This window comes from Achromobacter deleyi (genome assembly GCF_902859705.1).
GTDB lineage: Bacteria > Pseudomonadota > Gammaproteobacteria > Burkholderiales > Burkholderiaceae_B > Achromobacter > Achromobacter deleyi.
Genome location: NZ_CADIJO010000049.1, coordinates 1 through 20,327, shown reverse-complemented (window position 1 = coordinate 20,327; position 20,327 = coordinate 1). Strand labels below are relative to the sequence as shown.

Sequence of the window (20,327 nt, the reverse complement as noted above, 5' to 3'; positions counted from 1 at the left end):
GGCAGGGCGGCCCGCGCGCGCGCCGGCAACGGCGCGGCAGCGGGCGGCGGGGCCGGGCGTCAAGCCGGTCAGCCCGGCGTATAGATGGCCGCCAGGCGTTCGCGTTCAGCCGGCGTCATCGCTTCGACTTCGGCCAGCGCGTCGGCGCGGGTGCGCGACGTGCCCTGCTTGGCCCAGCCCGGCTTGCCCAAGTTGCGGTAGGTAAAGAACCACTGCTTCGAGTCAGCCTTCGCCGTCGCCAGCTCATCGACGACCTGCGCGCGGGTCTTGCCGCCGTCGGCATGGTCCAGCGCAGTGGTGTAGCCGATTTCGGTATTGGCCGTGTGCCAGGTGTTGTTGGCGCTGGCGAGGGCGGGAATGAGCATGGCGGCGCTGACGGACAGCGTGGCGACGATACGGTGCTTCATGAGGATCTCCTTGGTCCGGTGACTTGCCGGGGCGGCGAAAGGCGCCGCGCCTGCACGCTTTTTGTTAAGCGGTGAAGACACTTTACGGACCGGACCTCGTCAATTCGGCGACGCGCCGATTACGAATTCGTAATGCGCGCGCACCTTACCGAAATGTCATTTTTCTGTCGGGGATCTGACGAGGCCCGTTGGATAAAGTGCCCGCAACTGCCTGCCTCAGCCCGAGTCCGCGGCGCCATTTCCCTGGTAGACCTCATGCGCTTATCTTCCCTATCGCTCGTCGTGGCGGCCGTCTTTGCCGTTGCGCCGGCCTGGAGCCAACCCGACACCCGACCGCCTGCGCAGGGCCTGCCTGGCCTGTCGGCGCCGCAGCCCGCATCCGCCGCGCCGCGCCTGGCGGACGCATCCCGCATGCTGACGCTGGAACAGGCGCTGGCCAACGCGTACGAACGCAGCCCGTTGCTGTCCGCCGCGCGCAACGAAGCCGCGGCCAGTGAGGGGCAGGTCACCCAGGCCGGCGTCATTCCCAACCCCAGCATCGACGTCGGCATCGACGACAACCGCCGTACCACGCGCACCACCTCGACCATGCTGAGCATGCCGGTGGAGCTGGGCGGCAAACGCGCGGCGCGGGTACAGGCGGCCGGACTGGCACGCGACATCGCCCAGCGTGATCTGTCGTCGGCGCGCGCCGATCTGCGTGCCGGCGTCATTGCCGCGTTCTTTGACGTGGCGGTGGCGCAAGAGACCGTGCGGGTCTCGCAGGGCACGATCGAGATCGCGGAAAACGCACTGCGCCTGGCCGACCGCCGGGTGGCCGCCGGCAAGGCGCCGCCCCTGGAAAGCAGCAAGGCGCGCGTGCAGCTGGCCAATTCGCGCATCGAGGCACGCGCCGCCGACGCCGCACTGGCCACCGCCCGCCGCACGCTGGGGCAGCTGTGGGGCGCGCCGGAGCCCGATTTCAGCCAGGTTGGCGCCGACCTGCAAGCCTTGCCCCAGCGCGGCGCCATCGATGACCTGCGCGGCGCGCTGGCGGCCTCGCCGCGCATGCAGGCGGGCCGGCTGGCCGTGGATTTGGGGCGCGCGCAGCTGGAAGTCGAAAAGAGCAAGCGCTACCCCGACATCACGCTCAGTGCCGGCATGGCCCGCGACAACGAGCAGGGCCGCAACAAGGCGCAGTTCGGCGTGGCGATTCCGCTGCCGCTGTTCGACCGCAACCAGGGCAATGTCTATTCGGCCACGATGCAGTCGTACAAGGCGCAGGACCTGTACCGCGAACTGGAGTCGCGCATGACGGCCGAGCTGCTGCAAGCGGTCGCCCAATTCGACCTGGCCGCCGGCTCGGTCCGCGAGTACCGCGCCACCGTGCTGCCGGGCGCCGCCGAAGCCTATGACAGCGCCCGCAAGGGCTTTGAAGCCGGCAAGGTGAGCTTCCTGGAAGTGCTGGACGCGCAGCGCACGCTTTCGCAAGGAAACATCGGCTACCTGACCGTGCTGGCCAGCGCCTACCAGGCCAGCGCGGACATCGACCGCATTCTCGGACGTTGAACTTCCCTATCCCATGACCCGACTCCACGCGCTTTCCCTCTTTTCCCGTCCGGCGCTGGCCGCCGCCCTGGCCGCCGCCTGCCTCTTGACCACCGCGCCCGGCCTGGTCCGCGCCGACGGCGCCGCCGGGCACGGCCACGAAGCCACCGAGCAGGGTGCACGCGGCGGTGCGCTGACCCGCGCCGATTCGAACAGCGTCGAACTGCTGCTGGCCGAAGCCGATGGCCGCTCGACACTGCGGCTCTGGGCCACGGCTGGCAAGCAGCCCGTCGCCGTCGCCGGCCTGACGGTCAAAGCCACGCTGACCCGGCCCAATGGGACGGTCGAGACGCTGGACTTCAAGCCCGACCAGGACGGCCTGGCCAGCGTCCAGTCCATCGACGAGCCGCACTTCTTCGAGATCGAGGCCGAGGTGTCCTGGCCCGGCCTGGCCCAACCCATCACCGCGACGCTGGACCGTGACGAAGGCAAGATTGCCTTGAACGCCGAACAGATCAAGGTGGCGGGTATCCAGACCGAGGCCGCCGCGCCCGCGCGGCTGGAGACCTCGTCGCAGTTTCCGGGCGAAATCAAGTTCAACGCCGACCGGACCGCCCACGTGGTGCCGCGCCTGGCCGGCGTGGTGCAAGAGGTATCGGCAGACCTGGGCCAGCAGGTCAGGAAGGGCGAGCTGCTGGCGGCGCTGTCCAGCACGGCCCTGTCGGAACTGCGCAGCGAATGGTTGGCGGCCAGCAAGCGCCGCGACCTGGCCGCCGCGACCCACCAGCGCGAATTGAAGCTGTGGCGCGAGAAGGTGTCCGCCGAGCAGGACTACCAGCAGGCCCGCACTGCCTTGCAGGAAGCGCAGATCGCGGTGCAGAACGCGGAACAGAAGCTGGCCGCCATCGGCGCGCCGCCGCAGTCCAAGGACCTGAGCCGATTGGAGATCCGCGCGCCGTTCGACGGCGTGGTGGTCGAAAAGCACATCGTGCTGGGCGAGGCACTGCCGGACACGGCCAGCATATTCACGCTGTCGGACCTGCGCACGGTGTGGGCCGAATTCGTGATTGCGCCCAAGGACCTGCAGGACGTGCGCGTGGGCGAGGCCGCCAGCGTGGCGTCCGCTGCGTTCGCGGGGCGCGCGCTGGGCAAGGTCTCGTACATCGGCTCGCTGCTGGGCCAGCAGACCCGTACCGCCACGGCTCGCGTCACGCTGGACAACCCGGACATGGCCTGGCGGCCGGGGCTGTTCGTGTCGGTGAACGTGGTGGTCAGCAGCGCCGAAGCGCCCGTCGCCGTGGCGGCCGACGCCATCCAGACCGTCGAGAACGAGCCGGTGGTGTTCGTGCAGGTGCCCGGCGGCTACCTGGCGCAGCCCGTCAAGCTGGGCAAGACCTCGGGCGAACAGGTCGAGGTGCTGGCGGGCCTGGCCCCCGGCGTGCGCTACGTCTCGCAAGGCGCCTTCGTGCTGAAGGCCGAGCTGGGCAAAGCCAGCGCCAGCCACGCGCACTGAGCCGGAGCACCCAGACATGTTCGAACGCCTGATCCGCTTCGCCATCGAGCAACGGTGGCTGGTTCTTTTCCTGACCCTGGGCGTGGCCGCCATCGGGGTCTACAACTATTCCCGGCTGGCCATCGACGCCGTGCCGGACATCACCAATGTGCAGGTGCAGATCAACGTCGGCGCACCGGGCTATTCGCCGCTGGAAACCGAGCAGCGCATCACCTATCCCATCGAGACTGTCATGGCCGGCCTGCCGGGCCTGCAGCAGACGCGCTCGCTGTCGCGCTATGGCCTGTCGCAGGTGACGGTGATTTTCAAGGACGGCACCGACATCTACTTCGCGCGCCAACTGGTCAACCAGCGCCTGCAGGAAGCCAAGGAAAGCCTGCCCGAAGGCATCACGCCGACCATGGGGCCCATTTCCACGGGCCTGGGCGAAATCTACCTGTGGACGGTCGAGGCAGAACCCGGCGCCAGGAAGGAAGACGGCTCGCCCTACACCCCCACCGACCTGCGCGAGATCCAGGACTGGGTCATCAAGCCGCAACTGCGCAACATTCCCGGCGTGACCGAGATCAACTCGATCGGCGGCTTCGCCAAGGAATACCAGGTGGCGCCGAACACCGAACGGCTGGCGTCGTACGGGCTGTCGCTGACCGACATCATGACGGCGCTGAACCGCAACAACGCCAACGTCGGCGCGGGCTACATCGAACGCAAGGGTGAGCAGTACCTGATCCGCGCGCCGGGCCAGGTACGCTCGATCGACGACATCAAGGACGTGGTGCTGACCACCGTGGACGGCCAGGCCATCCGCATCCGCGACGTGGCGGAAGTGGCCATCGGGCGTGAACTGCGCACCGGCGCGGCCACCGACAACGGCCAGGAAGTGGTGCTGGGCACGGTATTCATGCTGATCGGCGAAAACAGCCGTTCGGTATCGCTGGCGGTGTCGTCCCGCATCGACGCCATCAACAAGACGCTGCCGCCCGGCGTGCAGGCCGTGACCGTCTACGACCGTAGCAACCTGATCGACAAGGCCATCGCCACGGTCAAGAAGAACCTGCTGGAAGGCGCCGCCCTGGTGGTCGTAATCCTGTTCCTGTTCCTGGGCAACATCCGCGCGGCGCTGATCACGGCGATGGTCATTCCGCTGTCCATGCTGTTTACCTTCACGGGCATGGTCACCTACAAAGTCAGCGCCAACCTGATGAGCCTGGGCGCGCTGGACTTCGGCATCATCGTCGACGGCGCGGTGGTGATCGTCGAGAACTGCGTGCGGCGCTTGAGCCATGCACAGGAACATCATCGCCGGCCCCTGACGCGCGGCGAACGCTTCCACGAGGTCTTCGCCGCGGCGCGCGAAGCCCGCCGCCCGCTGCTGTTTGGCCAGTTGATCATCATGGTGGTGTACCTGCCCATCTTCGCGCTCAGCGGCGTGGAAGGGCGCATGTTCCATCCCATGGCATTGACCGTGGTGCTGGCGCTGCTGGGCGCGATGATCCTGTCGGTCACCTTCGTGCCGGCGGCGGTGGCGCTGTTCATCGGCAAGAAGGTCTCGGAAAAGGAAAACCGCCTGATGACCTGGGCCAAGCGCCGCTACGAGCCCCTGCTGGACCTGGCGCTGCGCCGCACCCCGATCGTCCTGGCGGGCGCGGCCCTGTTCGTGGTGCTGTGCGGCGTGGTGGCCTCGCGCATGGGCAGCGAGTTCATTCCCAACCTGAACGAAGGCGACATCGCCATCCAGGCGCTGCGCATTCCCGGCACCAGCCTGTCGCAATCGCTCGAGATGCAAAAGCAGATCGAGACGCGGCTGAAGGCCAAGTTCCCCGAGATCGAGCGCGTGTTCGCCCGCACCGGCACCGCCGAGATCGCGTCCGACCCGATGCCGCCGAACATCTCGGATGGCTACATCATGCTCAAGCCGAAGGATCAATGGCCAGAACCGCGCAAGACCTCGGCCCAGCTGCTGCAAGCCATCCAGGAAGAAGCGGCCCAGGTGCCGGGCAACAACTACGAGTTCTCGCAACCCATCCAGCTGCGCTTCAACGAACTGATCTCCGGGGTGCGCAGCGACGTGGCGGTGAAGATCTTCGGCGACGACAACGACGTGCTGAACAAGTCTGCAGCCGAAGTCGCCGAAGTCCTGCAAGCCATACCCGGCGCATCCGAAGTCAAGGTCGAACAGACCACCGGCCTGCCAGTGCTGACCGTGAACATCGACCGTGCCCGCGCCGCCCGCTACGGCCTCAGCCTGGCCGACGTGCAGGACACGCTCACCATCGCCATCGGCGGGCGCGAAGCCGGCACCTTCTTCCAGGGGGACCGCCGCTTCGACATCGTGGTGCGCCTGCCGGAAGCCGTGCGGGAAAGCATCCCGGCGCTGCGCAAGCTGCCCATCGCCTTGCCCAAAACGGACGCGCAGGCCCAGACCTCGTACATCCCCTTGTCCGAAGTCGCCACCTTCGACCTGGCGCCGGGGCCGAACCAGATCTCGCGCGAAGACGGCAAGCGCCGCATCGTGGTCAGCGCCAACGTGCGCGGCCGCGACCTGGGCTCGTTCGTGGCGGATGCCGAAGCCGCGCTGGCCGAGAAGATCAAGGTGCCGTCCGGCTACTGGACCGCCTGGGGCGGCACGTTCGAACAATTGCAGTCCGCCGCCCAGCGCCTGCAGATCGTGGTGCCCGCGGCGCTGTTGCTGGTGTTCGGCCTGCTGTTCGCCATGTTCGGCAACATCAAGGACGGCCTGATCGTCTTCACCGGCATTCCGTTCGCGTTGACGGGCGGCGTGCTGTCGTTGTGGCTGCGCGGCATTCCCCTGTCCATCACCGCCGCGGTCGGCTTCATCGCGCTGTGCGGCGTGGCGGTGCTGAACGGCCTGGTGATGCTGTCGTTCATCAGCGGCCTGCGCGACGAAGGCAAGCCGCTGGACCAGGCCGTGCGCATCGGCGCGCTGACGCGGCTGCGCCCCGTACTGATGACCGCGCTGGTGGCCTCGCTGGGTTTCGTGCCCATGGCGATCGCCACCGGCACCGGCGCCGAGGTGCAGCGGCCGCTGGCCACCGTGGTGATCGGCGGCATCATCTCGTCGACCATCCTGACCCTGCTGGTGCTGCCCGCGCTGTATCGCCTGGTGCACCGCAAGGACGCCGACGAACTTGAATTGGCCCAGGCCCAGGCGCGGCAATCCTCGGAACCCGCCGCGCCGACTGCCGGCCCGACCTCTCTGTAGTCGATCTCGGAAGACTTCACACCATGCGTCCCTATCCCGACATCCCGACCCTGCCGCGCGCCCAGCCGCGCCCGGTGCAGGTGTCCATCATCATTCCCTTCCTGAATGAGCGCGAAGTGCTGCCCCTCTGCCATGCCCGGCTGCGGCAGGTGCTGGACACGCTGGGCGAATCCTGGGAAATCGTGTTCGTCGACGACGGCAGCCGCGACGGCAGCGCGGAATACCTGGCCAGCCTGATGGCATTCGAGCCGGGCCTGAAGCTGGTGCGGCTGAGCCGCAACTTCGGCAAGGAAGCCGCGATGACCGCCGGCATCCGCCATGCTTCGGGCGCCGCGGTGATCCTGCTGGACGCCGACCTGCAGGACCCGCCCGAGCTGATCCCCGAGATGGTGCGGGCCTGGCGCGAAGGCGCCGACGTGGTCGGCATGCGGCGGCGCAGCCGGGCCGGCGAAAGCTGGGCCAAGCGCGCGTCCGCCTACGCCTACTACCGGTTGCTGAGCCGGCTGAGCCGCGCCGAGATTCCGCCGGACACGGGCGATTTCCGCCTGATGAGCCGGCGCGCCGTGGACGCGCTGCTGCAGCTGCCCGAACGCTGCCGCTACATGAAGGGCCTGTACGCCTGGATCGGCATGCCCACCCGATTCATCGACTACGACCGTGCCCCGCGCGCCGCCGGCACCACCAAGTGGAACTACTTCGCGCTGTTCCGCCTGGCGATGGAAGGCATCACCTCGTTTTCCACCGCGCCGCTGCGCTGGGCCACCACGGCCGGCGTGGTCGCGGCCCTGCTCGGTGCGCTGTTCGGTATCATCATCATCGGCAAGACCCTGCTCTTCGGCGCCGAGGTCGACGGCTACCCGTCGTTGATGGCCATGATCACCTTCCTGAGCGGCATCCAGCTGATCACCATCGGGCTGTTGGGCGAATACGTGGGCAAGACCTACCTGGAAACCAAGCAACGCCCGGTCTATCTGGTGCGTGATGTTCAACACAGCGCCGTCGCGGCCATGCCGCTGGCCGATACCGCCAAGGGTCCGCATGCGGTTAACTTCTAAAGGCCTGCTGCTGGGCCTTGTGGCCATCATGGCCGCGCGCCTGTTCGCGATGGCGCTCATGCCTTTCGCGGACACGTCCGAGCCGCGCTATGCCGAGATCGCACGCCTGATGGCCGTATCGGGCGACTGGATCACGCCCTGGTTCGAGCCCGGCGTGCCGTTCTGGGGCAAGCCGCCGCTGGCCTTCTGGACACAGGCGCTGTCCATCCAGCTGTTCGGCCTGTCTGAATTCGCGGTCCGCCTGCCGTCCTGGCTGGCGATGCTGGGCGTGCTGGCGCTGGTACATGCCTGCGGTCGGCGGCTGCATGGCGAGCAAGCCGCGCGCTGGGCCACGCTGGTGTTTGCAACCATGCTGCTGCCGTTCGCCAGCGCGGGCGCGGTGCTGACCGATCCTTTCCTGGCGCTGGGCATGACGCTGTCGATGGTGTCGTTCCTGCTGGCCCCCACCGATCCGCGGCCCCTGTGGCGCTACGGCTTTTTCGTCGGCCTGGCCATCGGCCTGCTGGCCAAGGGGCCGCTGACGCTGGTGCTGGTGGCCGGCGCCCTCGTGCCCTGGATGCTCTGGCACCGCAATGCGCGCGCCTGCCTGCGGGCGCTGCCCTGGGCCGGCGGCACCGCGTTGATGCTGACACTGACGCTGCCGTGGTACATCGCCGCGGAAATCAGGACGCCGGGTTTCTTCCAGTACTTCATCGTCGGCGAACACCTGCTGCGCTTCATCGACCCAGGCTGGGAAGGCGACCGCTATGGCTCGGCCCACCAGCGCCCCTACGGCAGCATCTGGCTGGATTGGCTGTTGGCGACCCTGCCGTGGGGCGCGGCGTGGCTGGGCATGGCGCTATGGCCGCGCAAGCATGCGTCGTTGCGCCAGCGCGTGGTGGCGGCGGCGCGCGATCCCGTCCAGACCTACCTCGTGGCCTGGGCGTTGGCCACGCCGGCCTTCTTCACGCTGTCGGGCAACATCCTGTGGACCTACGTGCTGCCGGCGCTGCCGCCCGTCGCCCTCGCCACGGGCCTGCTGGCCAGCCGCTGGCAGAGCGTGCGCCCGCAGCGCCTGGCGGCCGCGGCGATGCTGCTGACGCCCGCCGCCGCGCTGGCGCTGGGCATCCTGGCCTGGGCCGAGCCCACCCGCTACAAGACGGAAAAGCAGCTGGTCCAACAGGCCGATGCCATGCGCGGCGACAATCCGTTCTATTTCGTCGGCAGCCGGCCGTTTTCCGCCCGCTATTACTCGCGCGGCGCCGTCGGGCTGGTCGAATTCCCTGCGCTCGATGGTGTGCTGCCCAAAGCGGGGGACACGGTATATCTAGCGGTCGCCAAGAACCGCGCCAACGAGTTGCTGGCATCATGGCCGGGCGTGGTCACGCCCTTGTATGTCAGCCGGCGCTATGCGTTGCTGAAGGTCGAAGGCGCGGCGGCCAAAGGCCCCGCGCCCTGACAGACCGGCCGGAACGGCCGTCCGCCGTCAACGGCCGCCGCGCAGCCGCATCAGGCTGAGAATCTCGAACAGGATCTGCGCGCCGGCGTGCGCGGTGTTGGCCGTGGCATCGTAAGACGGCGCCACTTCCACCACATCGCCGCCCACGACGTCCAACCCCGCCAGGCCGCGCAACATGGCCTGGGCCTCGCGCACCGTCACGCCGCCGACTTCGGGCGTACCGGTGCCGGGCGCAAACGCCGGGTCCAGGCAATCGATGTCGAATGACACGTAGACCGGCCCGTCGCCCACCACCGCGCGCGCCTGGGCGATGATGGCGTCCACCCCCAATCGGCCGATGTCTTCCGCGTGAATGACCGTCATGCCCGATTCGTACGAGAATTCCCACAGATATTCGGCTGATCCGCGGATGCCGATCTGGATGGTGCGGGTCGGGTCCAGCACGCCGTCCAGCACCGCCTGGCGAAACGGGCCGCCGTGATGGAAGCGGCTGCCGTCGAAAGGCCCGCCGGTGTCGCAATGCGCATCGAAGTGCACCAGCGCCAACGGTTTGTCGGCCCCCAGCGCACGCAGGATGGGCAGGGTGACCGAATGGTCGCCGCCCACCGACAGCGGCAGCACGCCGGCCTCAACGAGATGGGCGTAGGTCGCCTGGATGTCTTCATGCGATTGCTCCAGGCTGAAGCGGCTGCGCATCGGCACGTCGCCGATATCCGCCACCCGCAGTTCACGGACCGGCGCGCATTTCAGCACATGGTTGTAGGGGCCGACGCGTTCGATGGCGCGCAAAGCGCGCGGCCCGAAGCGACAGCCGCTGCGATTGCTGGCGCCCAGGTCCATCGGCACGCCCATCAGCGCCACCTGCAGATCCCCGAAGTCGGGCCGGCCCCAGTCGATCTGGCGGGCCGGCGCATCCAGCAGCGTCGGCATGCCGGCGTACGGCGCGCTGCGGGTGCCGTTGTCGTCGATCACCGTGGCCGCCACCGCGCGGAAATGCGGATCGTGGATGACGGACTCGTTGGATCCGCCGAACCGGGCGCGCAGCGCCGCCAGTCTGTCGGAAGAAAAGGTCATGGGATGCTCCTGGAAGAAGAGTCGCCGAAGGCGGGCGCACGGGCCTGGCCCATCAGGCTGACGACGAAGAAACTGGCGATGCTGACGGCAAGGCTGGCGTAGATCGGTGTGTTCGCATCCAGGCCGTCCTTGATCATGAAACCGATAGCGGTGGCACAGCCCAGCAGCATGCTGACGATGGCCCCGGCGGTGGTGGCGCGGCGCCACCAGATCGCGCCCAGGATGGGCACCAGCATGCCGCCCACCAACAGGTTGTAGGCGCAGGTCAACGCGCTGAGAACGTCGTCCACCACCAGGGCGATGCCCAGCGTCACCAGGCCGGCCAGCAGGGTCAGCAGACGATGGCTGCGCACGTGGGTAAACGTGCGGCCGCCGCGCAGGGCCGGCAGCAGGTCCTCGGCCAGCACAGTGGATGCGGCGAGCATGGCGGCGCTGGCCGTGGACATCATTGCGGCCAGTGCGGCGGCAATCACCAGCCCGCGGATGCCTTCCGGCAGGCCCGCCTGCACGATGGCGGCAAAGGCATTGTTGACGTTGTCCAGGTCCGGCAGCAGCACACGGGCGGCCATGCCGATCAGCGCGCCGACCAGCCCGTAGATGATGCAATACACCCCTGCCGCCGCACCCGCCAGCCGCGCCACCCGTTCGCTGCGTGCAGTGAAGACGCGCTGCCAGATTTCCTGGCCGATCAGGATGCCGAAGAAATAGATCAGGAAGTAGGTCAGGATGGTCGACCAGCCGATGGTGGCAAAGTCGAAGCTGGCCGCCGGCAGCTTGGCCACCAGTTGGTCCCACCCGCCGACGCGGGCCAGGCAGATCGGCAGCAGGATGAACATCAGGCCGATGGTCTTGATCAGGAACTGCACGATATCGGTCAACGTCAGCGACCACATGCCGCCCACCGCCGAATACACCACCACCACGCCGCCGCCCACCAGGATGGACACCCAGAATGGCAGTCCGAACAGCACTTGCATCACCGTCCCGATCGCAATCACCGAGGTGGCGGCCAGCATCAGCGCGTAGGCCATCATCACCAACGCACTGACGTGCTTGGTGCGCGGGCTGTAGCGATGTTCCAGAATCTGCGTCACGGTGAAGATGCGCAGCTTGAGCAGCGGCCGCGCGAGGAACAGATTGAGCACGATGATGCCCAGCCCCAGCATCGCACAGAGCCAGAAGCCCGAAATGCCGTACACGTAGCCCAGCCTGACAGTGCCTACCGTACTGGCCCCACCCAGCACCGTGGCGGCCATCGTGCCCATGTAGAAGGCCGGCCCCAGGTTGCGGCCGGCCACCAGGAAATCCTCGTGCGTCTTCGCGCGCCGCATGCCATACCAGCCCAGCAGCAGCATGGCCACCAGATACACCACGACGACGCCTATGTCCAAGACCATGTCTTTCATCCCTTGTATCGCCGCGTGCGGCGCCGTGCGCGCACGCTGTTCTGTCACCACCGTCAAAACAACTATTCAGGCAGAAGTAATTCCAGAAAACCTGGCTTTTCCTGCCTGATTCGCCTGCTCGCCGCCGGTGGCGTCGGCGTCAGCACGAATGCGCAACGCTGGTGGAATAATAGAAATCTGCACTTTTTCCATCCATGCCTAGTTCGAAAAATTCACATCGATGCCTATCGATGTTTTGTCGGTGATAACCCTATGCTCTCGAACGTTTCCGACCTGGACCTGCGCCTGATCCGCGTCTTTCTTTCCATCGTCGATGCCGGTGGCGTGTCGGCCGCCCAGGAACTGCTGGGGGTCGGCCAATCCACCATCAGCAGCCAGCTGGCCACCTTGGAAACCCGACTGGGCTTCACGCTGTGCGAGCGCGGCCGAGGCGGCTTCCGGCTCAATGCCAAGGGCCAGCGCTTCGCCAAGCTCGCGCGACGCGCGCTGGCATCCCTGGACGACTTCAGCGCGCAAGCGCGCAACATGCACCGGCAACTGGTGGGCAACCTGACGCTGGGACTGATCGGCAATGCCACCATGGAACAGAACGCGCGCATCGGCCACGCCATCGAGCGCTTCCGTCGGCGCGACGAGGCCGTGCGCCTGTCGGTGCTGATTCGCAGCCCCCGCGAACTCGAAGAACTGATCCTGAAAGACGAGATGCAGGTGGCCATCGGCTACTTCCTGCATCGGGTGCCGATGCTGGACTACACGCCACTGTTCCAGGAAAGACAGGTCGCCTACTGCGGCGCGACCCATCCACTGACAGTCCGCGCGGGCCGCGTCACCGAGCAGGACCTGGCCGATGCCGACTGGACCTGGCGCACCTATCCCTTGCCCGAAGCGTCTTTCGCCGGCCGGCCGCGGCACATCACGTCCGAAGCCGACAACATGGAAGCCGCGCTGATCCTGATCCTGTCCGGCGCCCACCTGGGTTACCTGCCCGAACACTATGCCGCGCCGTATGTGGCCGCCGGACTGCTGCACGCGCTGGATGCGGGCGCTTATCGCTACGACGTCGAGATCAGCATGGTCGCCAAGAAACGCAGCTACCTGGGCGACATCACCGTGGCCTTCCTGGAAGACATGCGCGCCGCGCTGACGGCCCCGCCCACCGCGTGATATACCTGTGCCGCGTGCGCAACGCCTGCCTGCCGGGCCGCGCGCACGCCGCACACCAGGAGAGCCCCGCATGTCCACCACCGCCACCTTGAACGCCGCCGCCTCGGCGCCCCGCCGCATGACCGCCCCGGCCTTTCGCGCACGCAAGCGCGCCGAGCCCCTGGTCATGCTCACCGCCTATACCGCGCGCATGGCCGAGCTGCTGGATCCGCACTGCGACGCGCTGCTGGTGGGCGACAGCCTCGCGCAGACCCTCTACGGCCTGCCTTCCACGGTGCCGGTCACGCTGGACATGATGATCGCGCATGGCGCGGCCGTGGTGCGCGGGTCCCGCCAGGCGCTGGTCGTGGTCGACATGCCGTTCGGCAGCTACGAAGAAAGCCCCGAACAGGCCTTTCGGTCGGCCGCCCGCGTCATGAAGGAAACCGGCGCCGGCGCCATCAAGCTGGAAGGCGGCCAGGCCATGGCACCGACCATCGCGTACCTGTCGGCGCGCGGCATTCCCGTCATGGCGCATATCGGCCTGACGCCGCAGGCTGTCAACATCCTGGGCGGCTACGGCGCGCGCGGTCGCGGCGAAGCCGAATACGCCCGCATCGCCGCCGATGCCACGGCAGTAGCCGACGCCGGTGCGTTCTCGGTCGTGATCGAAGGTGTGGTCGAATCGCTGGCGCAGGCCATCACCACGGCCATTGCGTGCCCCACCATCGGCATCGGCGCATCGGTCGATTGCGACGGCCAGGTGCTGGTCGTGGACGACATGCTGGGCATGTTCGAACGCACCGCGCGCTTCGTCAAACGCTACGACAATCTGGCCGACCGCATCCAGGCCGCCGCGCGCAGCTACGCCGACGACGTGCGCGCCCGCCGCTTCCCGCAAGCCGAACACCTGTATTGACGCGACTATGGGGCCGGATCCGGCCCCGTTCGCGTTGGCGGCTGGAGTTTGTGGCTAGAATCAGGGCATTGCCTTGCCCAGCGTAGCCGCCCATGACTCCCCCCCGCCACGATTCTCCCCAATTGCAGGACGCCATCGCGGATGCGATCAGCACCGCCACGCGCGGCGCGGGCCGCGTCAACATCCTGGTGGCCGGCAAGACGGGCGTGGGCAAGAGCACGCTGATCAATGCCGTCTTTCGCGGCGACCTGGCCAAGACCGGCGCAGGCAAGCCCGTCACGCAGACCACCCAGGAATTCTCACGACCTGGCCATCCGCTCACCATCATCGACACCCGCGGGCTGGAAGTGGGCGACTACGCGCGGTCGCGCCAGCAACTGGCGGACCTGATCCGCGAGCGCTCGCTGGCCGAAGACCAGGACCGCCACCTGCACGTGGCCTGGCTCTGCATCCAGGACAGCAGCCACCGCGTCGAAGACGCCGAAATCGAACTGTGCGCGCTGCTGGCCGATGCCGGCATCCCGGTCATCACCGTGCTCACCAAGGCCCGCAAGAACAGCCCCTTCCTGCAGGAAGCCGAAAGGCTGCTGCCGCGCGCCCGGCAGGTGGTGGCGGTACGCGCACTGCCCGAACGCATCGAGGAACTGGACGCGGACCTGCCGCCGATGGGCCTGGACGCGCTTATCGAAGCCACGGCGCAATACATCCCTGAATCGCAGCAGCGGGCCTACGCCAATGCGCTGTCGACCCGCAACAAGAAGGCCCTGGAAGTAAAAAAAAAGCGGGCTGAGATAGAAGTGAACGTCGCGGCCGGCCTGGCCGCGTCCGCCGCCGCCGCGCCGATTCCCTTTTCGGACGCGGTCGCGCTGGTGCCGATCCAGGTGGGCATGATCGCCAAGATCGGTATCACGTTCGGCATGGAACTGAACACGGCCGCCATCAGCACGCTGGTCACCTCGACGCTGGGCGCCTCTGCCGCCACACTGGTGGGGCGGTCGGTCGTGTCCGGCCTGCTCAAGTTCATTCCCGGCGCGGGCAGCGCGGTGGGCGGCACCATCGCCGCCACCACGGCCGGCGCCATCACCAAGCTGCTGGGCAATGCCTACATCGCGGTGTTGTACGACTTCTGCCAGAAGCATCCCGGCCAGGACATCGACATCGCCATGATCACGCAGGCCCTGAAGCAACGCGTCAAACTCTGACGGCGCCGGCCGGCCCGTTTCGCAACGATTCGACTTAATGCGCCAAGATTGGCAAGGAACGGCCTTTTCTCGCGGCACCGGTAAATAATCGCGGCGACGCGACGTAAACGTATTGCCGCGAATCCCGCCATACCCCGCTCATACCAATGATCATCGACAACTCCGACGTCATGTACCGGCACCTCGTGCAAGGTGTCATCGACTACGCCATCTACATGCTCAACCCCGACGGCACCGTCGCCAACTGGAATGCCGGGGCCGAGCGCGCCAAGGGCTACACGCGGGACGAGATCGTGGGCAAGCACTTCTCGTGCTTCTACAGCCCGGCCGACCAGGCCGCCGGCGTGCCGGGCAAGGGCTTGGAAATTGCTCGCAGCCAGGGCCGTTTCGAAGCCGAGGGCTGGCGCATGCGCAAGGACGGCACGCCGTTCTGGGCGCACGTGGTGATCGATGCGATCCACGACGATGCCGGCGCCCTGATGGGGTTCGCCAAGATCACGCGCGACTGCACCGAGCGCCGTGAACGCGAATTGCAGCTGCTGCGCGCCAAGGACCTGGCCGAGCGCTACAACACCGAGCTGACCTCGCTGTCGAGCTTCCTGGAAGCCGTGGTTTCGCACATTCCTTCGTGCGTGCTGGTGCTGGACGCCGTCTCGCGCCGCATCCTGCTGGCCAACCGCCAGGCTGAAACGGTGTTCGGCGGCACTCGCGAACACATGCAGGGCAAGACAGTGCAGGAATGCCTGCCGCCCGCCGTGCACGAGTTCTTCGAACGCCTGACCAACGATGCCCTGCGCTCGGACGGCGCATTGCGCGAAGCCGGCCAGGAAGAACTGGTAACCGGACGCGGCCCGCGCACGCTGCGCAGCAAGACGCTGGTGTTTCACAGCAGCGACCCGCGTTCGCGCTACGTGCTGCTGATCGCCGATGACATCACCGACGAAAACGCTGCCCATGCCCAGGTGCGCTACATGGCGCATCACGACACGCTGACCGGCATCCCCAACCGGCGCCTGTTCCGCGAACAGCTGCTCAAGGCGTTGAACCCCGACAGCCGCGACCGCACTGCTGCCGTGCTGTGCCTGGACCTGGACAACTTCAAGAGCGTCAACGACACGCTGGGCCACCAGTACGGCGACGAACTGCTGCGCCAACTGGCCCGCCGCCTGGCCAAGAACCTGCGAGAGCAGGACACGCTGGCCCGCCTGGGCGGCGATGAATTCGCGGTGGTGCTGCCCGGCATCGAGAAAACCGACGACCTGCGCCAGATGGCGCAGCGCCTGATCGACGCGGTACGCGAGCCCTTCCAGGTGGACGGCCACACGGTGCCGGTCAGCGTCAGCATCGGCATCGCCACGGCCAGCGCGCAAGAGTGCGGCGCCGACCATCTGCTGCGCTATGCCGACATGGCGCTGTACGAGGCCAAGCGCAACGGCCGCAATTGCCTGGCGTTCTTCAAGCCCGAAATGGAGGCCGCCGCGCTCAAGCGCCACGAAATGGAAATGGACCTGCGCCAGGCCATCCTGTCGCATCAGCTGCACCTGCACTACCAACCCATCAAGGACATCAGCCACGTGCGCACGGTAGGGCGCGAAGCGCTGATGCGTTGGCAGCACCCGGTCAAGGGCCTGATCATGCCCAACGACTTCATTCCCATTGCCGAGGAAACCGGGCTGATCCACGAACTGGGCGCCTTCACGCTGCACGAAGCGTGCCGCGAAGCGATGACCTGGGACGCGCACGAGACCGTGGCGGTGAACCTGTCGGCCACCCAGTTCACCAACAACGCGCTGGTCTCGCTGGTGGAATCGGCCCTGGCCACTTCGGGCCTGGCCGCCAATCGGCTGGAACTGGAAATCACCGAATCGGTGCTGCTGGCCAACTCCGAGACCAACCTGAACACCTTGAATCGGCTCAAGCAATTGGGCGTGAAGGTGGCGCTGGACGATTTCGGTACGGGCTACTCATCGCTGGGCTATCTGCGCAGCTTCGAGTTCGACAAGATCAAGATCGACAAGTCGTTCACCCAGGACGTCGAATCCAGCAAGGAAGCGCTGGCGATCATCCGCGCCATCAATGGCATCGGCCGCAGCCTGGATATCCCGACCACGGCCGAAGGCGTGGAAACCGAAGCCCAGCTGGAACGCCTGACGCAGGAAGGCTGCTCGCACTTCCAGGGCTACCTGCTGGGCCGGCCGGTGTCGCACGAGGCGCCCGAAACGCCCCCCGCGACCTAGTCCTAGTCCTATTCCTAGTCTTTGAGTACCGCCTGGTTGGCCCGGGCCGCGGCCTGCGCGGCAGCCTGGCGGCCACGCACGAGTTCGAACAGGTTCTTCGGATCGGCCAGGCGCGGCGCCACTTCGACGCGTGCGCCAATGCCGTGCTTGACCGCGCTGTCGCGCAGCCAGCGCAGCGCCGAGAAGTCTTCCAGCGCAAAGCCCACCGAATCGAACACCGTGATTTCCTGCGCGTCGCGGCGGCCGGCGCTTTGGCCGGTCAGCACGCGCCACAGTTCGGTCACGGCGAAGTCCGCCGGCATCTGTTGCAGATCGCCTTCGATGCGGGTCTGCGGCTCGTATTCAACGAATACCGAGGCGGCGCGCAGCACGTCCGCATGCAGTTCGGTCTTGCCGGGGCAGTCGCCGCCCACGGCGTTGATGTGCATGCCCGGCTCGACCATGTCGGCCGTCAGGATGGTGGCGTAGGCCTTGTCGGCCGTCACGGTGGTGACGATGTCCACGCCCTTGACCGCGGCGGCGGTGCTGTCGAAACGTCGCAGGCGCAGGCCCGTCACACCCGCCAGATTGCGTTCCAGCTTGTCGGTCGCGGCCGGGTCCACGTCGTACAGGTGCAGCGTGTCGATGCCCAGGATGTGGTGGAATGCCAGCGCCTGGAATTCGCTTTGCGCGCCGTTGCCGATCAGCGCCATGGTGCGCGAACCGGGGCGCGCCAGCGCACGGGCGGCCAAAGCCGATGTGGCTGCAGTGCGCAGCGCGGTGGTCAGCGTCAGTTCGCTGATGAGCAGCGGCTCACCGGTATGGACCTGCGCCAATGCGCCAAACGCCATCACGGTACTCAGGCCCGTCAGCGGATTGCCCGGGTGGCCATTGACGTACTTGAAGCTGTACAGATCGCTGTCGGCGGTGGGCATCAATTCGATCACGCCGGTATCGGAATGGCTGGCCACGCGGGCGCTTTTGTCGAACTCCTGCCAGCGCAGGTAATCGGCCAGCAGATAATCCAGCATGTCTTCGAAGACCTTGCGCGGGCCCTGTGCGGCCACGATCTTCGCGACGTCGGTGGTGGTGAGCAATGTCGTCATTATTTTCCCCTGTTGTATCGGTAGGGAAATTCTGGCCGATGGGCAGGTCAATGCCTAGCGCCCACTTTCCACACAAAACGTCAGGAACCTGCCATTGTGGCAACCGCCAATGCCACTTGTCGCAATTCGGCCCTGCAACGGGCCTGAAACGGCGCTATCTGGCCTTCTGGCCGGTTCTGGCTTTCGGATCTGCGCCTGCCTTGGCCTGCTTGAGACTTTCGCACAGCTCGGCCGGCAGGTATTCGCGCATGGTCTCGATAAACCTGCGCAGGCGGGCCGGCTGCAACCGCGACGGCGCGTAGACCAGGTGCACGGGCAACGGCGCCGCCTGCCACTCGGGCGCCAGCAGCACCAATTGGCCGCTGGCCAACTCATCGCGCAGCGCCCATGCCGACGCAATGCCCACCCCCAGGCCCAGCACCGCGGCCTTGCGCAAGGCATACAGGCCATCGGTGGACAGGCGCGGCTGGATATCGAAACGCGCCACTTCGCCGGTTTGCGTATGCCGCAGGCAGACTTCGTCGCGGTAGAAGGTGCGCAGCGCCAGCCAGGGCAGGCGGGCCAGCTCGGCCGGGTGCTGCGGCACGGGGCCACCCGCCAGCAATGACGGCGCCGCCATCACGCTGCGCGGTACTTCGCCCAGCTTGACCGCCACGACAGAGGGGTCCGACACCGGCCCGACCTTGATTGCACAATCGATGTTTTCCGCCACGAAATCCGGTACCCGGTCATGCAGCAGCCATTCCACGCGCATGCCCGGATATTGCTGCAGGTACTTGGCCAGGGGCTCCATGAACTGGTTCTGCCCGAACGCATGCGGGGCCACCACCCGCAATGTGCCGGCCAATTCCTCGCCCGCGCCCCGCACGTCGCTTTCGAACGATTGCCAGGTGGCCATCAGCGCCTTGGCGCGTTCATAGCAGCGCTGGCCGTCGTCGGTCAGCCGGATGGCGTGGGTCGAGCGCTGCAACAGGCGCACCCCCAGCGTCCGTTCCAGCAATTGCAGCCGGCGGCTGACCGTGGGCTGGGTGGCACCCAGCTGCAGGGCGGCGGCCGACAGGCTGCCGGCCTCGACGATGCGCACGAAGGTTTCGACCAGCAACATGCGGTCGGTGCCGGTCGCCGAGGCGAGCGCGGGGGCAGGATCGGGTTTGGTCATACGCCCATCGTATAACGGATCTACTCCGGCGACGGCTACCCAAGGCGTCCGCGGGCGAGCAGAATCTGCGCCATTCGCACGTTGCAGTGCATCATTCCGAACGGATTCCCCATGCCCCCCGACGCTCACGCCCATCCCGCTCCCCAGGAGCTTTCCGCCCGTCTCGTGCTGTTGCTGGCCATTGGCGCCGGCCTGGCGGTTGCCTCGCTGTATTACAACCAGCCCATGCTCGGCATCCTGGGTGCCGACCTGCACGCCAGCACTGCCGAACTGGGCTGGATTCCCACGCTGACCCAGCTTGGTTATGCGTTTGGCATATTGACGCTGGCGCCGCTGGGCGACCGCTACAACCGCAAGCGCATCGTGCTGATGAAGGTCGCCGCCCTGGCCGCAGCCCTGCTGCTGGCCGGTGTGGCCCCGTCGGCCGGCGTGTTGCTGGCGGCCAGCTTCGCCATCGGTCTGTCCGCCACCCTGGCGCAGGACATCGTGCCCGCCGCCGCCACGCTGGCGCCCCCGGCCCATCGCGGCCGCATCGTCGGCACGGTCATGACCGGCCTGCTGCTGGGCATCCTGCTGTCGCGGGTGATCAGCGGCCTGGTTGCCGAGCAGTTGGGCTGGCGCGCCATGTTCCTGGCGGCCGCGGTGTCTATCCTGGCGCTGGGCGGGGCCCTGTGGCGCGGGCTGCCCGCCTTTGCGCCGACGACCCAATTGCCCTACACCGAACTGCTGCGTTCGCTGGGCAGGCTATGGCGCCAGCACGGCGAATTGCGCCGCGCCGCCATCGCGCAAGGGCTGCTGTCGCTGGGCTTCAGTGCGTTCTGGTCGACGCTGGCCGTCATGCTGCATGGCGCGCCGTACCACCTGGGCTCGGCCGCGGCCGGCGCCTTTGGCCTGGCCGGCGCCGCGGGCGCCCTGGCCGCCCCGCTGGCCGGGCGCCAT

The 20,327-nt window shown here is 67.3% G+C and carries 16 protein-coding genes; 10 read left to right on the top strand and 6 right to left on the bottom strand.

Annotation, left to right across the window (positions count from 1 at the left end):
• Positions 1-68: 68 nt before the first annotated feature.
• The gene (locus HV798_RS31180; RefSeq protein ID WP_175193263.1) at positions 69-407 is read right to left on the bottom strand and encodes a DUF4148 domain-containing protein; all 339 of its coding nucleotides are present in this window, start codon (positions 405-407) and stop codon (positions 69-71) included.
• Positions 408-662: 255 nt separating this feature from the next.
• Between HV798_RS31180 and HV798_RS31175 the strand changes: the two genes are divergently transcribed.
• Genes HV798_RS31175 through HV798_RS31155 form a run of 5 tightly spaced genes read left to right on the top strand, consistent with a single transcriptional unit; the run spans position 663 to position 9,163 of the window.
• Entirely contained in the window at positions 663-1,955 is a 1,293-nt protein-coding gene (locus HV798_RS31175) for a TolC family protein (RefSeq protein WP_175193264.1), read from the top strand.
• A gap of 13 nt (positions 1,956-1,968) precedes the next feature.
• Positions 1,969-3,447, top strand: a complete 1,479-nt coding sequence (locus HV798_RS31170) for an efflux RND transporter periplasmic adaptor subunit (RefSeq protein WP_246289347.1) — start codon at positions 1,969-1,971, stop codon at positions 3,445-3,447.
• Between the two features lie 16 nt (positions 3,448-3,463).
• On the top strand, positions 3,464-6,670 hold the full coding sequence (locus HV798_RS31165; protein ID WP_175193265.1) for a CusA/CzcA family heavy metal efflux RND transporter: 3,207 nt from the start codon (positions 3,464-3,466) through the stop codon (positions 6,668-6,670).
• A gap of 23 nt (positions 6,671-6,693) precedes the next feature.
• Positions 6,694-7,725, top strand: coding sequence for a glycosyltransferase family 2 protein (locus HV798_RS31160; RefSeq protein WP_175193266.1), 1,032 nt, complete (start codon positions 6,694-6,696; stop codon positions 7,723-7,725).
• Complete coding sequence (locus tag HV798_RS31155; RefSeq protein ID WP_175193267.1) at positions 7,709-9,163, top strand: ArnT family glycosyltransferase; 1,455 nt, start codon at positions 7,709-7,711, stop codon at positions 9,161-9,163. Before HV798_RS31160 ends, HV798_RS31155 begins: the two co-directional genes overlap by 17 nt.
• Positions 9,164-9,190: 27 nt before the next feature.
• Here HV798_RS31155 and speB read toward each other — a convergent pair whose 3' ends face one another.
• The 3 genes from speB to HV798_RS31895 all read right to left on the bottom strand — a co-directional run bounded on the left by speB (position 9,191) and on the right by HV798_RS31895 (position 11,835).
• On the bottom strand, positions 9,191-10,237 hold the full coding sequence (gene speB, locus HV798_RS31150) for an agmatinase (RefSeq protein WP_175193268.1): 1,047 nt from the start codon (positions 10,235-10,237) through the stop codon (positions 9,191-9,193).
• Positions 10,234-11,634, bottom strand: a complete 1,401-nt coding sequence (locus HV798_RS31145) for a sodium:solute symporter family protein (protein ID WP_175193269.1) — start codon at positions 11,632-11,634, stop codon at positions 10,234-10,236. The genes speB and HV798_RS31145 overlap by 4 nt, the downstream gene beginning before the upstream one ends.
• Before the next feature lie 75 nt (positions 11,635-11,709).
• On the bottom strand, positions 11,710-11,835 hold the full coding sequence (locus HV798_RS31895) for a hypothetical protein (protein ID WP_281360962.1): 126 nt from the start codon (positions 11,833-11,835) through the stop codon (positions 11,710-11,712).
• 60 nt (positions 11,836-11,895) lie between these two features.
• Between HV798_RS31895 and HV798_RS31140 the strand changes: the two genes are divergently transcribed.
• The 4 genes from HV798_RS31140 (at position 11,896) to HV798_RS31125 (ending at position 17,144) form a co-directional block, all read left to right on the top strand.
• Positions 11,896-12,807, top strand: coding sequence for a LysR family transcriptional regulator (locus tag HV798_RS31140; RefSeq protein WP_175193270.1), 912 nt, complete (start codon positions 11,896-11,898; stop codon positions 12,805-12,807).
• A gap of 70 nt (positions 12,808-12,877) precedes the next feature.
• Positions 12,878-13,705, top strand: coding sequence for a 3-methyl-2-oxobutanoate hydroxymethyltransferase (gene panB, locus HV798_RS31135; RefSeq protein ID WP_175193271.1), 828 nt, complete (start codon positions 12,878-12,880; stop codon positions 13,703-13,705).
• A gap of 92 nt (positions 13,706-13,797) precedes the next feature.
• On the top strand, positions 13,798-14,907 hold the full coding sequence (locus tag HV798_RS31130) for a YcjF family protein (protein ID WP_025139875.1): 1,110 nt from the start codon (positions 13,798-13,800) through the stop codon (positions 14,905-14,907).
• A 146-nt stretch (positions 14,908-15,053) separates the two neighbouring features.
• Positions 15,054-17,144, top strand: a complete 2,091-nt coding sequence (locus HV798_RS31125) for a sensor domain-containing protein (protein ID WP_175193272.1) — start codon at positions 15,054-15,056, stop codon at positions 17,142-17,144.
• A 14-nt stretch (positions 17,145-17,158) separates the two neighbouring features.
• On the opposite strand, the gene HV798_RS31120 is transcribed toward HV798_RS31125, so the two are convergent.
• Positions 17,159-18,229: an ornithine cyclodeaminase gene (locus HV798_RS31120; protein WP_175193273.1), complete on the bottom strand. Its 1,071-nt coding sequence runs from the start codon at positions 18,227-18,229 to the stop codon at positions 17,159-17,161.
• A gap of 154 nt (positions 18,230-18,383) precedes the next feature.
• Positions 18,384-19,388, bottom strand: a complete 1,005-nt coding sequence (locus HV798_RS31115) for a LysR family transcriptional regulator (protein WP_175193274.1) — start codon at positions 19,386-19,388, stop codon at positions 18,384-18,386.
• 111 nt (positions 19,389-19,499) lie between these two features.
• Here HV798_RS31115 and HV798_RS31110 point away from each other — a divergent pair.
• On the top strand, positions 19,500-20,327 hold an 828-nt coding region (locus tag HV798_RS31110), incomplete at its 3' end, for an MFS transporter (protein WP_175216634.1).